This is a genomic window from Streptomyces sp. NPDC059524 (assembly GCF_042749255.1).
GTDB classification, from domain to species: domain Bacteria; phylum Actinomycetota; class Actinomycetes; order Streptomycetales; family Streptomycetaceae; genus Streptomyces; species Streptomyces xanthii.
Window position 1 is genome coordinate 62910 of the sequence record NZ_JBHYTK010000019.1, and the last position, 12156, is coordinate 75065.

The 12156-nt window shown below is 73.3% G+C and carries 12 protein-coding genes; 6 read left to right on the forward strand and 6 right to left on the reverse strand.

The window, feature by feature from the left end:
* Positions 1–2: 2 nt before the first annotated feature.
* A complete protein-coding gene (locus ACFW9D_RS08565; protein WP_384619348.1) occupies positions 3–1076 on the reverse strand; it encodes a C45 family autoproteolytic acyltransferase/hydolase in 1074 nt (357 codons plus the stop codon).
* 150 nt (positions 1077–1226) lie between these two features.
* Between ACFW9D_RS08565 and ACFW9D_RS08570 the strand changes: the two genes are divergently transcribed.
* Positions 1227–2255 carry a LacI family DNA-binding transcriptional regulator gene (locus ACFW9D_RS08570; protein WP_384619351.1) on the forward strand — a complete coding sequence of 343 codons (1029 nt, stop codon included), beginning with the start codon at positions 1227–1229 and terminating at the stop codon, positions 2253–2255.
* A gap of 10 nt (positions 2256–2265) precedes the next feature.
* Here ACFW9D_RS08570 and ACFW9D_RS08575 read toward each other — a convergent pair whose 3' ends face one another.
* A complete protein-coding gene (locus ACFW9D_RS08575) occupies positions 2266–3000 on the reverse strand; it encodes an SOS response-associated peptidase (protein WP_384619353.1) in 735 nt (244 codons plus the stop codon).
* A 66-nt stretch (positions 3001–3066) separates the two neighbouring features.
* The gene (locus ACFW9D_RS08580; protein ID WP_188340285.1) at positions 3067–3468 is read right to left on the reverse strand and encodes a helix-turn-helix domain-containing protein; all 402 of its coding nucleotides are present in this window, start codon (positions 3466–3468) and stop codon (positions 3067–3069) included.
* A gap of 77 nt (positions 3469–3545) precedes the next feature.
* Here ACFW9D_RS08580 and ACFW9D_RS08585 point away from each other — a divergent pair, with 77 nt between their 5' ends.
* Positions 3546–4505: an NADP-dependent oxidoreductase gene (locus ACFW9D_RS08585; RefSeq protein ID WP_384619356.1), complete on the forward strand. Its 960-nt coding sequence runs from the start codon at positions 3546–3548 to the stop codon at positions 4503–4505.
* Positions 4506–4531: 26 nt separating this feature from the next.
* Here the strand turns inward: ACFW9D_RS08585 and ACFW9D_RS08590 are convergent, their stop codons facing one another.
* Entirely contained in the window at positions 4532–5512 is a 981-nt protein-coding gene (locus ACFW9D_RS08590) for an AraC family transcriptional regulator (RefSeq protein WP_384619359.1), read from the reverse strand.
* 198 nt (positions 5513–5710) lie between these two features.
* Between ACFW9D_RS08590 and ACFW9D_RS08595 the strand changes: the two genes are divergently transcribed.
* The 3 genes from ACFW9D_RS08595 to ACFW9D_RS08605 all read left to right on the forward strand — a co-directional run bounded on the left by ACFW9D_RS08595 (position 5711) and on the right by ACFW9D_RS08605 (position 9276).
* A complete protein-coding gene (locus tag ACFW9D_RS08595; protein ID WP_188340282.1) occupies positions 5711–6931 on the forward strand; it encodes a styrene monooxygenase/indole monooxygenase family protein in 1221 nt (406 codons plus the stop codon).
* A gap of 64 nt (positions 6932–6995) precedes the next feature.
* Complete coding sequence (locus ACFW9D_RS08600; protein ID WP_384619363.1) at positions 6996–8729, forward strand: styrene monooxygenase/indole monooxygenase family protein; 1734 nt, start codon at positions 6996–6998, stop codon at positions 8727–8729.
* 52 nt (positions 8730–8781) lie between these two features.
* On the forward strand, positions 8782–9276 hold the full coding sequence (locus ACFW9D_RS08605; RefSeq protein ID WP_384619366.1) for a glutathione peroxidase: 495 nt from the start codon (positions 8782–8784) through the stop codon (positions 9274–9276).
* A 26-nt stretch (positions 9277–9302) separates the two neighbouring features.
* Here the strand turns inward: ACFW9D_RS08605 and ACFW9D_RS08610 are convergent, their stop codons facing one another.
* Both ACFW9D_RS08610 and ACFW9D_RS08615 read right to left on the reverse strand, forming a co-directional pair.
* Positions 9303–9836 (reverse strand): 2'-5' RNA ligase family protein, encoded by a 534-nt coding sequence (locus ACFW9D_RS08610; protein WP_384619368.1) that lies wholly within the window; start codon positions 9834–9836, stop codon positions 9303–9305.
* A 53-nt stretch (positions 9837–9889) separates the two neighbouring features.
* Positions 9890–11107: a cytochrome P450 gene (locus ACFW9D_RS08615; protein ID WP_384619377.1), complete on the reverse strand. Its 1218-nt coding sequence runs from the start codon at positions 11105–11107 to the stop codon at positions 9890–9892.
* Positions 11108–11319: 212 nt separating this feature from the next.
* On the opposite strand from ACFW9D_RS08615, the gene ACFW9D_RS08620 reads away from it, so the two are divergent.
* Complete coding sequence (locus tag ACFW9D_RS08620; protein WP_384619371.1) at positions 11320–12054, forward strand: D-Ala-D-Ala carboxypeptidase family metallohydrolase; 735 nt, start codon at positions 11320–11322, stop codon at positions 12052–12054.
* Positions 12055–12156 lie beyond the last annotated feature (102 nt).

The window sequence follows — 12156 nt, forward strand, 5'->3', positions numbered from 1 at the left end:
CCTCAGAACTGGTCGAGACCCTCGCGGGCCGCGGTGTCGGGGGTGGCGGCCCGGTGCTGGAGGGCGAAGCCGGGAAGGTCGAGGGAGGCGGTGAGGAGGGTGCTCCACTGCTCGTGGCCGGGCCGGGACCCGTCGGCGCGCACGCACACCACGGCGTCGGCGCCGTCTCCGCCGCAGAAGGCGGCCGCGCGTTCGGGTGCGGGGCGGCCGGTCATGGCGGCACGCACGGCGCGGGCGTGGTCGTACCTCTCGACCGACACCGACTCCGGAATGCTGGCGTCGCCGTCGGCGAGTGCGGGGTCGAGGAAGTGGTTGGTGTGGAGGAGCCAGCCGTCCGCGCCGGGCCGCACCACTGCGGTGCCGGCGGGCGACATCTCGAGGGACGCCGCTTCGGAGCGCCCGTCCCGGTGGCTCACGACGGTCAGCACCGTGGAGGCGCTCAGGCGGGCGGAGGCGGCGATGTCGTGGGCCTCCGCCACCGTTGTGGCCTCTTCGAGGACGCGGCGGGCGACGGCGTGGACGGGTACGCCGCCGGTGGTGTCGTCGGAGCGGTGCCTGAGGATGTTGAAGTGCAGGCCGAGGCCGGCGTCGTTCACGCCGATCTTCGCGGCGGCGCCGAACTCGGTGAACAGCTTCACCCGGCATCCGGACCCGGTCACGAGCGACAGCAGGAGTCCGTCCGGGGTCAGTGTGTCGTGCCAGTCCCAGGTCTGGATGGTCTCGGGCGGCCCGCCGGCGGGCGGGGTGTGCACGGCGGTCGTGCACTCGCCCTTCCCGGGGGGCGCCGCGGCGAGCACCTCGGTCCGCGCGCCGACCGCGGCCACGTGCCAGGTCTCCACGCCCGCCGCCTCGGCGACGGCGTCGGACTCCTCGGCCAGAGCCGGGCACCAGGCGCGCAGGGCGTCGTGGCTGCGGGCGACGATGTCGCGGACGGTCGGTTCCGGGATGCCGAGCAGGGTGAAATGAGCCAGGTAGCGGGCGCTGATGTCCCGGACCCGGTCCCCGTGGTGCGCACCGATCTCCCGCCCCCGTTCACGGGGGTCGGAGGTGGTCGTGCGGAGTGTGTGCAGCTTCATCGTGTCGCTCTTCGACCTTTGCTTGTGAGGCCAGTCACAGTGAGAAGTGGGCGACACGCTAAGTGGGTAAAACGTTTAATACAACGGTGTTGCTCATGTCGCTTTCCGGCCACTTCACGAGCGGGAAAGCACGGGACCGGGGAGGCCGCCGTGGCTCGATCGAAGGGCGTCACCATCCGTGACGTGGCCCAGCGTGCGGGGGTGTCCGTCGCCGCCGTCTCGATGGCGCTCAACGGCACGGGGACGCTCAGCGCGGCGACGCGGCTGCGCGTGCGGGCCGTCGCCGAGGAGATGGACTACGAGGCGGACGCCCTCGCGCGCGGCCTGCGCCGTTCGTCGGTCGGGGCGATCGGGCTCGTCATGCGCTCGCTGGACGCACTGGGCGAGTACGCGCCGCGCGGCGTCGACGTGTTCACGCGCTACATCGGCGCCGTCTCGGCGCAGGCGATGGACCGCGGGCTCAGCGTCATGCTCGTACCGGATCTGACGAAGCGTCCGACCCCGCCGATGGCCCTGTCGCTCGACGGCTACATCGTGACGATGCCTCACATGGACGATCCGGTGGTGGCACTGCTCGAACGGCGCGGGATCCCGTACGTGACCCTGGGCCGCGACCCGGGCCGCCCCGACTTCACCGACTGGGCCACCGAGGACGACGGCGCGAGCTTCCGGCGGATCTACGAGCACTTCGCCGCGGCCGGCGCCCGGTCGGTCGCCCTGCTGCGCGGCACCGACCCGAACGCGTGGAACATCGACAGCGAGGCGACGTACCGCGACTGGTGCGGGCAGGCCGGGATCACGCCCCGCGTCTACAGGTCGGCGGAGCGCGCCGGCGAGGAGGGCGGCGAGCGCGTGGCGCACACGATCGTGGACGACGGGGTGCCGGACGCGATCCTGTGCCACACGGGCCGTCAGGCGGCGGGCGTCCTCGCCGGCCTCACCTCGCGCGGCGTCGCGGTGCCCGACCGCACGCTGCTCGCCGCGGCCTCCGACTCGGAGCACACCCGGCACAGCCGCCCGGCCATCTCGGCGGTCGAACTCCACGCGGACGAGACGACGTTGGCCCTCCTCGACCTGCTCCAGGCGCGCATCGCGGGTGAGCCGAGCGCGGGTCCGGTGCTGACGACGGGGCGGTTCCGGGTGCGTGCGTCGTCACGGCGCGCCCCCGCTCAGTCCTGACCTTCGGGGCTCAGCCGGCCGGGTCGAGGAGGTGCGGCCCGTTGTTGCGGACGCTGTTGACGGCCATCGAGACCGGGCGGGCGTCGAGCCGTCCGCCTCCTGGCTGCGTGAGCAGGGCGCGCAGGTCGTCGGTGTCCTGGTGGTGGGGGTCGAGCCAGGTGTCGTAGTGGTCGGGGGTGAGGGCGAGGGGCATGCGCGGGTGGACGCGGCCGGCCTCGTCCGTCGCCTCGGTGGTGAGGATGGTGCAGCTCATCAGCCAGGCGCCGGGATCGTCGTCGTCCTTCACGTCCGGGTCGCGCCAGTACTCGTAGAGGCCGGCCATCGCCATGACCTGGTCGTCGGCGGGGTGAATGAAGTACGGCTGCTTGCGGACCTTACCGGTCGCCTCGTCCTTGACCGGGTCCCATTCGTAGAAGCCGTCGGCGGGCAGCAGGCAGCGGCGCTTGGCGAAGGCGCGCCGGTAGGCGGGCTTCTCGTGCACCGTCTCCACGCGCGCGTTGATCATCCGCGCCCCGGCCTTGGGGTCCTTCGCCCAGGAGGGCACCAGGCCCCAGCGCAGGACACGCAGTTCGCGGCGCACCCGGTCGCCGCCGTCGCGGGCGGGCCGTTCCAGGACGGCGTACACGGGGTCGGTCGGGGCGACGTTCCAGCTCGGTGCCAGTTCCTCCTCGGGGCGCCATTCGGTCACGTCGAAGAGCCCGGCGAGGTCCTTCGGATTACGGGTCGATGCGTAGCGGCCGCACATACCGCCACTGTGCCACTCCGGCGGGCCCGCGGCGCGGGATCCGGGCCGCGGCCCGGAGAACGGCCGTCAGTCCTCGGCGTCGTCGTATGTGTCGCGGGCGGCCCGCACCTCGTCCATGTGCGCCTCGGCCCAGCCCTTGATCGCTGCCATGACGGGGAGCAACGAGCGGCCGAGCGGGGTCAGTTCGTAGGTGACGCGGACCGGCACGGCGGGGGTCACAGTCCGTGTCACGAGGCCGTCGCGTTCCAGGTGGCGCAGGGTCTGCGTGAGCATCTTCTGGCTGATGCTCGCCAGTGTGCGCTGCAGGTCGCTGTAGCGGCGGGGCCCGTCGGCCAGCGCGGTGACGGCGAGGCTCACCCACTTGTCGGCGATGCGGTCCAGCAGCTGCCGGGCGGGGCACTCGGCGAGATAGGCGTCGTACGCGGCGCTCGCCTCGGCCCGGCGGTGGGCTGCGGTGCGGGTGGGCATGGCTCTCCTTCCGGTGCCGTACGCACCTTGAAGTGCGTACTTCCCGTCGGAGAGTAGCGGTCCCTACGGTGTGCCGCATGAACGCTGACGAGCAGACGCGGGCCGTGGTGGCCGAGGGGTACGGCGGTGTCGACGTGCTGCGGGAGGTGACGGTTCCCGTGCCGGAGCCGGGGCCCGGGCAGGTGCGGATCCGGGTCGAGGCGGCGACCGTGAACCCGGTCGACCTGGCCACCCGCTCCGGCGCGCTCGTCGAGGCCGGACTGATGGCGGCCCGCGCGCGGACGGGCCTCGGCTGGGACGTCGCGGGCGTGGTCGACCGGATCGGCGCGGGCGTGAGGGCGTTCGAGACCGGGCAGCGGGTGATCGGGCTGCGCGATCTGCTCGATGTGTCGCTGGGTGCCTATGCCGGTCACCTGGTCCTGGACGCCGGCGCGGTCGCGCCCGCTCCGCCCGGTGTCGACGCCGTGGCCGCGGCGACGCTGCCGCTGAACGGCCTCACCGCGCTCCAGGCGCTGGACCTGCTCGGTCTCGCGGCGGGCGACACCCTGCTGGTGACGGGGGCCGCGGGGGCCGTGGGCGGCTTCGCCGTCGAACTGGCGGCACGGCGTGGTCTGCGGGTCGTCGCCCAGGCGGGCGCCGCCGACGAGGAGTTCGTCCGCGGGGCCGGTGCCGAGTGGACCGTCGACCGCGCCGCCGAGGACCTCGCGGCCGAGGTGCGGCGCCTGGTGCCGGGCGGTGTCGACGCGGCGCTCGACGCGGCGGGGTCCGGTGTCCGCGCCCACGCCGCCGTCCGTACCGGGGGCGCTCATGTCACCGTGGTGGGCGGGGCGGTGCCGCTGCCGCTGCGCGGGATCCGGGTGCACCGGCAGTGGATCAGCGCCGACGGGGCGGCGCTGGCCGAACTCGCCGCCCTGAAGCTGACGTTGCGGGTCGCCGACGTCCTCCCGCTGGAGCGGGCGGCCGAGGCGCACCGTCGGGTCGCGGAGGGCGGGCTGCGCGGGCGGCTGGTGCTGGTGCCGAGCCCCGGGGCGGCCTGAGCCCCGTACGGGAGCCGCCCCGTCCGCTACGCCCGCAGGGTCTCGGACGGGGACTCGCCGAACTGCCGCCGGTAGGCGAGCGAGAAGCGGCCGGGGTGCAGGAAGCCCCACCGGGACGCGACGGCCGTGACGGTCGTCGCGCCCGGGTCGGCGGTCAGGAGCTCCTTGCGGACCCGGTCCAGGCGGACCTCGCGCAGATACGCGAGCGGCGTCGTGTCGAGGTGCCGGCGGAAGCCTTCCTGGAGGGCGCGCACCCCGACACCCACGCATTCCGCGATCTCGGCGACGGTGAGCGGCTCGGCCGCGTGCCCCTCGATGACGTCCATCGCGCGGCGCACCGCGGGCGGGGCGACGCGCGGCTGCTCCCCGAGCAGCGCGGGCGTGTAGGTGTGGGGCTGGGCCATCAACAGCTGGGTCATGAGCAGGGATTCGAGCTGCTGGGTCACGACGGGCCGGCTCGTCATGCCGTCGGGCCGCTCCACCTCGCGGCGCAGGAGATCGACGATGTTGAGCCAGGAGCGGGAGTCCGGCGCGGTGAGGTCCATGCCGAGCGAGAAGCGGACCGGGCGGCGCACGGCGCGGCCGAGGAGACTGCCCAGGTGCGATTCCAGCGATGACCGGTCGAACCACACGATCAGCTGTGGATTGCCCGCACCCCAGCGCATGTCCAGCTTTCCGGCCGGAGACGGGACAGAAGCGAGTTCCGGGGAGGAAACGATCTCTTCGCGACCGCAAGTGATCTTGGCGTGGCCCGCGAGCGGGATCTGGACGAGGAAGAAACTCTCCAGGTCACCGGGGGTGATCCGGACCTCGGTCCCGTAGTCCAGGTAGTACAGGCCGGTCCGGTCGAGGGGCGCGGCGTGCAGGCGGGCGTCGAGCGTCGCCGAGCGCTGCGTGATGTGGAGTTCGTGCGGACAGAAGGCGCGGCCGACCTCGGCCCGCGCCTCCCATATGTCCGCTGTGTGGAACCGCCGGCGGTTCGCGAGGGGTAGCTGTTCACCGTGCATGCGGACCTCCACCGCCGAGCTGCGCGATCAGGACAGTGATCCGCGCGATCCGGATAGCAAAGATGATCTTTGCATACCAGGATTGACCCCCGGCCGCCGCGGCCCCGAGAAGCGACCAGGGATTCGACGACGCAGGGAGTGCCGGGCACCGCACGGCACACCGTCCCTCACGCACGAACCGATCCCCGGAGTTCCCCCATGCGCAAGATCACCATCGTCGGAGCCGGCCAGGCCGGTCTCCAGCTCGGCATCGGCCTGCTCGGCCACGGCTACGACGTCACCCTCGTGTCCAACCGCACCGGCGACCAGATCCGCGAGGGCCGGGTGATGTCCAGTCAGGCCATGTTCGGCACCGCGCTGGCCCACGAGCGCGCCCTCGGCCTGGACTTCTGGGGCGACGCCTGCCCGCCGATCGCCGGGCTCGGCGTGAACATCGCCGACGGCCAGGGCGGCCGCGCCCTCGCCTTCGACGCCCGTCTCGACGCCACCGCCCGCTCGGTCGACCAGCGGGTCAAGATGCCGATCTGGATGGGCGAGTTCGCGCGCCGCGGCGGACGTCTGGTCATCCACGAGGCCGGCGTCGAGGACCTGGAGCGGTACGCCGCCGAGTCCGACCTCGTGGTCGTCGCGGCCGGCAAGGGCGACATCGCGGGGCTCTTCGAGCGGGACGCCGAGCGCTCCCCGTACGACGCTCCGCAGCGCGCGCTGGCCCTGGCGTACGTCACCGGCATGACGCCGCTGCCGCACCGCACCGGCGTCAGCTTCAACGTCGTCCCCGGCCTGGGCGAGTACTTCACCATGCCCAGCCTCACCACCAGCGGCCCCTGCGACATCATGTTCTTCGAGGGCGTCCCGGGCGGCCCGCTCGACCGCTTCGACGGACTGACCCCCGACGAGCAGCTCGCGACCTTCCAGGAGCTGCTGCGCACGTACGTCCCGTGGGAGGCCGAGCGCTGCGCCGATCTCGCGCTCACCGACCAGAACGGCACCCTCGCGGGCCGCTTCGCGCCGACGGTGCGCAAGCCCGTCGCGACGCTGCCCTCGGGCGCGCGGGTGCTCGGCCTCGCCGATGTCGTCGTCCTCAACGACCCGATCACCGGCCAGGGTTCCAACAACGCCTCGAAGTGCGCGGCCGCCTACCTCGCCGCCGTCCTCGACCACGGCGATCGCCCCTACGACGCCGCGTTCATGGAGCTGGCCTTCGGCCGCTTCTGGGACAACGCGCGGTCCGCCACGGCGTGGACCAACGCGATGCTCGGCGCGCCGCCGCAGCACGTCCTGGAGCTGTTCGGCGCGGCGAGCGCCGACTCCCGGATCGCCGCCCGCTTCGTGAACGGCTTCGACGACCCGCGCGACTTCTTCCACTGGTTCATGGACCCGGTCGCCGCGAAGAACTACCTGGCCGAGGTCAGCGCCTGAGGCTCCCTCGGGAACAGCACGTCAGCGGCACACGGGTAAGCAGCGAGAGCGGAACAGCAGGACCATGAGAAAGATCGCGGTGATCGGCGCCGGGCAGGCGGGTGCCCAACTCGCCCTGGGACTCCAGGCACACGGCTACGACGTCACCCTGGTCACCGACCGCGGCCCCGACGAGATACGTCGCGGCCCGGTCATGTCCAGTCAGTGCATGTTCGACACCGCGCTGCAGACCGAGCGCGAACTCGGTCTGCACCACTGGGAGGGCCCGGCACCGGACATCACCGGCATCGCGCTCTCCCTCGTCGGTCCGCACGGCGCTCCGGAGATCGCGTGGCGGGCGCCGCTGGAGGCGCCCGCCCGCTCGGTCGACCAGCGGGTCAAGTGTGCCGCCTGGCTGGAGCGGTTCGCGGAGGGCGGCCTCGGCGAGATCGTGCTGCACGAGGCGGGCGTCGCCGACCTCGAGTGGTACGCCCGCACACACGATCTCGTCGTGGTCTCCACGGGCAAGGCGGAGCTGAGCCACCTCTTCCCGCGCAACGCCGAACTCTCCCCCTACGACCGGCCGCGCCGCGCGCTGGCGCTGACGTACGTCACGGGCACGGCGCCGCGGGAGGAGGCCGAGGGGGAGTCCGCCGTCCACTACCGCATGGTCCCCGGCGTCGGCGAGTACTTCTCCTTCCCCGCGCTCACCACCACCGGCCCCTGCGAGATCATGGTCTTCGAGGGCATCCCCGGTGGCCCGATGGACTGCTGGGACGACATCGTCACCCCCGAGGCCCACCTCGCGCGGTCGCTGGAGGTCCTGCACCGGTTCTTCCCCGACGAGTACGAGCGCTGCCGGCACGCCCGGCTGACCGACCGCGGCGGCGTGCTGCGCGGCCGGGTCACCCCGACCGTGCGGCATCCCGTCGCCCGTCTCGCCTCCGGCCGGCACGTCCTCGGCATGGCCGACGCCGTCGTCCTCAACGACCCCATCACCGGCCAGGGTTCGAACAACGCGGCCCAGGCCGCGGCCCACTACCTCGACAGCATCCTGCGCCACGGCGACGCCGCGTTCACTCCGCAGTGGATGCAGCGCACCTTCGACACCTTCTGGCGCGGCTGGGCGCAGTGGGCCGTCGGCTGGACCAACTCCCTGCTGACCGACCTGCGGCCGCACCACCGCGAACTCCTCTCCGCTGCGGCCGAGATCCCCGCGGTCGCCGCCGCCCTCGCCGCGGGTTTCGACGACCCGCGCACGCTGTACCGCTGGTGGTTCGAGGAGGCCGAGGCGCACCGCTTCCTCGCCGAGAAGCGCGACCGGCACGCCGCCCGCTTCGACGGCCGGGAACTGCGCCGCGCGCTGGGCCAGTACGCGACCGGGGTGACGGTCGTGACGGCCCGCGCGCCCGACGGCCGCGCCGTCGGCATGACCGCGAACTCGTTCACCTCCGTCTCCCTGGACCCGCCCCTGGTGCTGTGGTGCCCCGGCAAGAACGCCCCGAGCCTGCCGGACTTCACCGACGCCTCGCACTTCGCCGTCCACGTCCTGGCCGCCGACCAGCACCACCTCTCCCGCCAGTTCGCCACCCCGGCCGAGGACAAGTTCCAGGGCGTCCCGACCACTCCCGGCATCGCGGGCACTCCCCTGCTGGACGGGACCGTCGCCCGCTTCCAGTGCCGCACCGTGCAGCGCCTGGACGCCGGCGACCACATCATCTTCCTCGGCGAGGTGGAGCAGTACGAGTCCGGTGGCGGCGCCCCTCTGGTGTTCCACTCGGGGTACTACCACGTGGCGACGAAGCATCCGGAGCTGTGAGCGGGCCCCCTCGGCCCGCCGGGCCGGTGGCCGGGCGGCGTACGCTCCGGGCATGACCGTTTTCGACGCAGTAGAGATCGACCGCCTCCCGGGCGGCCCCGCCGACCTGTCCCAGTACGCGGGCCGGGCCGTCCTCATCGTCAACGTCGCCTCCAAGTGCGGCCTCACCCCGCAGTACACCGCCCTCGAGCAGCTCCAGGAGCGGTACGCGGAGCGCGGCTTCACGGTGCTCGGCGTACCGTGCAACCAGTTCATGGGGCAGGAGCCGGGCAGCGCCGACGAGATCGCGGAGTTCTGTTCCGCGACGTACGGCGTGACGTTCCCGATGACGGAGAAGGTCGACGTCAACGGCCCCGGCCGGCACGCCCTGTACGCGCGGCTCACCGACACCGCGGACGCCGAGGGCCACAGCGGGGACATCCGCTGGAACTTCGAGAAGTTCCTGGTCGGGCGCTCCGGTGAGGTCGTCGCGCGGTTCTCGCCGCAGACGCTGCCGGACGCTCCGGAGGTCGTGACCGCGATCGAGAAGGAACTCGCGGCCGGCTGACGGGCCGGGCCACCGGTCTTCGGGGGCTACGAGGACGGGCGCGGGGCGCGGCCGGTCAGCGGGATGTGGGCGACCGGCCGCCAGCCCGCCGAGGTCAGCTCGACCACATGCAGCCGGGCGACCTGCGCGGTGATCGGCAGCCGGCGCGCGGCGCGCCGCTCGATCGCCTCGGCGACGCCGGGCTCGGCGCCCAGCGCCACGGTCAGATGCGCCCGCGGATCCGGGCCGAACCGGCCTCCGTACGGGACCTGCCGCGGGTAGGCGGCGCGCAGCGCGGTGGCGAGCGGGCCCAGGCCGGGCACCGGGACGCCGACGAAGCCGTCGGCCCGCTCGGTCCGGGTCAGGTCCACCGTGACGGGCCCGGTCGGCGACAGCACGCCGCTCAACCGCTCCAGGCCCCCGCCACCGAGCCGCGCCGCCGGGATCCAGGGGTAGAGGAGCGCCACGTGCGCGGGCACGCCCGCCCGCACCACCCGTGCGTCCACCGACGCCGCGACCTCCAGCAGAACGTCGGCCTCCCGCACGAGTGCCAGTACCGCCGTCGTCCCCGTCTCGGGCATCACATGCTCCTCTCCGGCCGCCCGCAGCATCCCACGCGCGGGGGCCCCGCCCGTCACCGTTCGCAGTGAGCGGGGCGCAGTCGCACCGGGAGCCTGCGCACGCTGTTGCCCACGAACGAGGCGTGGCGCGGGAGTTCGGGCTCCGGGACGGCCAGGTCCAGGTCCGGGTAGCGGGTGAAGAGCTGCCGGAGCGCGGTGGTCGCCTCCATGCGGGCCAGCGGCGCTCCCATGCAGAAGTGGGGGCCGTGGCCGAGGGACAGGTGGCGGGCCGGGCCGCGGGTGAGGTCGAAGCGGTCGGCGCCGGGGCCGTGCGCCGACGGGTCGCGGCCGGCGGCGGAGTATCCGGCGAGGACCGGGGTCCCTCGGGGGATCGTCGTCCCGTCGAGCTCCAGGTCGCGGGTCGGGTAGCGGAACGGGAAGTAGCTGACGGGGCTGTCCCAGCGCAGCGTCTCCTCGACGACGTCCTCCCACGTCGCGCTCCCGTCCCGGACCAGAGCGAGCTGCTCGCGGTGGGCGCACAGGGCCCGTACGGCGTTCGTGATCAGGTTCAGTGTCGTCTCGTGCCCGGCGATGATGATCAGCATGAGGGTGCCGAGCAGTTCGTGGGGGCCGAGCCGGTCGCCGTCCTCCTCACGGGCCGCGATCAGCGCACTGGTGAGGTCGTCCCCGGGGTCGGCGGCGCGGGCCGCGGCCACCTGCCCCAGCACCTCCACCATCTCGCGGTTCGCCGCCACCACGGCCTGGGGGCCGATGTCGGTGGCGACGATCTGGCTGGAGAGGTGGTGCAGCCGGTCCTGGTGCTCGGCGTCGACGCCGAGCAGTTCGCAGATGACTCCCATGGGGAGCGGCAGGGCGAAGTGCCGTCGGAGGTCGGCCACTCCGTCCCCGTCCGCCGCCGCGGCCTCGAGTCCGTCGAGCAGTTCGCGCGTCAACTCCTCCACGCGGGGACGGAGCGCGGCCACCCGGCGGGCGGTGAAGGCCCGTCCGGCCAGGGAGCGCAGCCGGCGGTGGTCCGCGCCGTCGGCCGTCGTCATGCCCTGGACCGTGGCGAAGGTGCGCAGCGGCCAGCCGTCGGGTATCCGCCCCTCCTGCAGCGCGGTGAAGTGGGTCGCGTCCTTCGCGACATCGGGGTGGGCGAGGAACTCCTTGAGCGCCTCGTGACCGAGCACGGCCATCCCCGGCACGTCGCCGGGCAGGGTCACCGCGGCGACGGAGCCGGCGGCGAGCAGCCGGGCGTTGTCGGCGTGCGGACAGCCGCCCGCCGGATCCAGCCGGTGCGCCTCCCCCGCCGTGCCCCCTTGTGTGTGCCCCTGCTGTGTACGCGTCTGTGCAGTCAACGGTGCCCTCCCCCTAGGCGGCCCGTCCGGCCGTGTGCCGCACATCGTAGAGGTACGGGAACGGGCTGCCACCCGGGCGGTATTGACGCGCGTAGCGCCGTTCCGCCACTGTCGGTACCCCCAGGCTCCCTCCCTCTGGAGGCATCGTGCTCAGACGCTCGCTCCGCGCCCTGCTCACGCTTGTCATGCTCGGCTCATTGGCGACGCTCGGTACGGCGGTCACCGCCGGCACCGCGCACGCCGACACCTGTTACACCTGGAACCGCACCCTCAGCGAGGGCAGCAGCGGCGAGGACGTCCGCCAGCTGCAGATCCGCGTCGCCGGACACCCCGGCTACGGCGGAGTCCTCGCGGTGGACGGCCAGTTCGGCCCCGCCACGAAGGCCGCGGTCACGCGGTTCCAGCAGGCGTACGGCCTGTCCGCCGACGGCGTCGCCGGAACCCAGACCTTCAGCAAGATCTACGCGCTCCAGGACGGCGACTGCACGCCGATCCACTTCACCTACGCGGAGATGAACCGCTGCAACTCCGACTGGTCGGGCGGCGCCGTCTCCGCGGCGGCGGCGAAGGCCAACGCCCTCCAGCAGATGTGGAAGCTGGAGGCCCTGCGGCACGCCCTCGGCGACCGCTCCCTGAACACCAGCAGCGGCTTCCGCTCCTACTCCTGCAACAGCGCGGTCGGCGGCGCCTCCGGCAGCAACCACCTCTACGGACGCGCCATCGACCTCGTCGGCACCCCGTCGTTCTGCGAGATCGTCAAACAGGCCAGGTACCACGGCTTCAACGAGATCCTCGGCCCGGGCTACCCCGGCCACAGCGACCACGCCCACCTCGGCAGCCAGAGCTCCCGCTACTGGTCGGCGTCCTCCTGCGGCATCTAGCCCCTTCTCCGCACGCCCTCGGGCCGCGCCGCTCCTGTGGCCGAGAGCGGCCGCACGCCCAGCGCCGGGGGCGGTGTGGGCGGCGGGGGGTCGCTGGCGCGC

Excerpts from the sequence above, each read along its gene's own strand:
- ACFW9D_RS08565 (WP_384619348.1), bottom strand. The coding sequence starts at position 1,076 with ATGAAGCTGCACACACTCCGCACGACCACCTCCGACCCCCGTGAACGG.
- ACFW9D_RS08575 (WP_384619353.1), bottom strand. The coding sequence starts at position 3,000 with ATGTGCGGCCGCTACGCATCGACCCGTAATCCGAAGGACCTCGCCGGG.
- ACFW9D_RS08580 (WP_188340285.1), bottom strand. The coding sequence starts at position 3,468 with ATGCCCACCCGCACCGCAGCCCACCGCCGGGCCGAGGCGAGCGCCGCG.
- ACFW9D_RS08585 (WP_384619356.1), top strand. The coding sequence starts at position 3,546 with ATGAACGCTGACGAGCAGACGCGGGCCGTGGTGGCCGAGGGGTACGGC.
- ACFW9D_RS08590 (WP_384619359.1), bottom strand. The coding sequence starts at position 5,512 with ATGCACGGTGAACAGCTACCCCTCGCGAACCGCCGGCGGTTCCACACA.
- ACFW9D_RS08595 (WP_188340282.1), top strand. The coding sequence starts at position 5,711 with ATGCGCAAGATCACCATCGTCGGAGCCGGCCAGGCCGGTCTCCAGCTC.
- ACFW9D_RS08600 (WP_384619363.1), top strand. The coding sequence starts at position 6,996 with ATGAGAAAGATCGCGGTGATCGGCGCCGGGCAGGCGGGTGCCCAACTC.
- ACFW9D_RS08605 (WP_384619366.1), top strand. The coding sequence starts at position 8,782 with ATGACCGTTTTCGACGCAGTAGAGATCGACCGCCTCCCGGGCGGCCCC.
- ACFW9D_RS08610 (WP_384619368.1), bottom strand. The coding sequence starts at position 9,836 with ATGCCCGAGACGGGGACGACGGCGGTACTGGCACTCGTGCGGGAGGCC.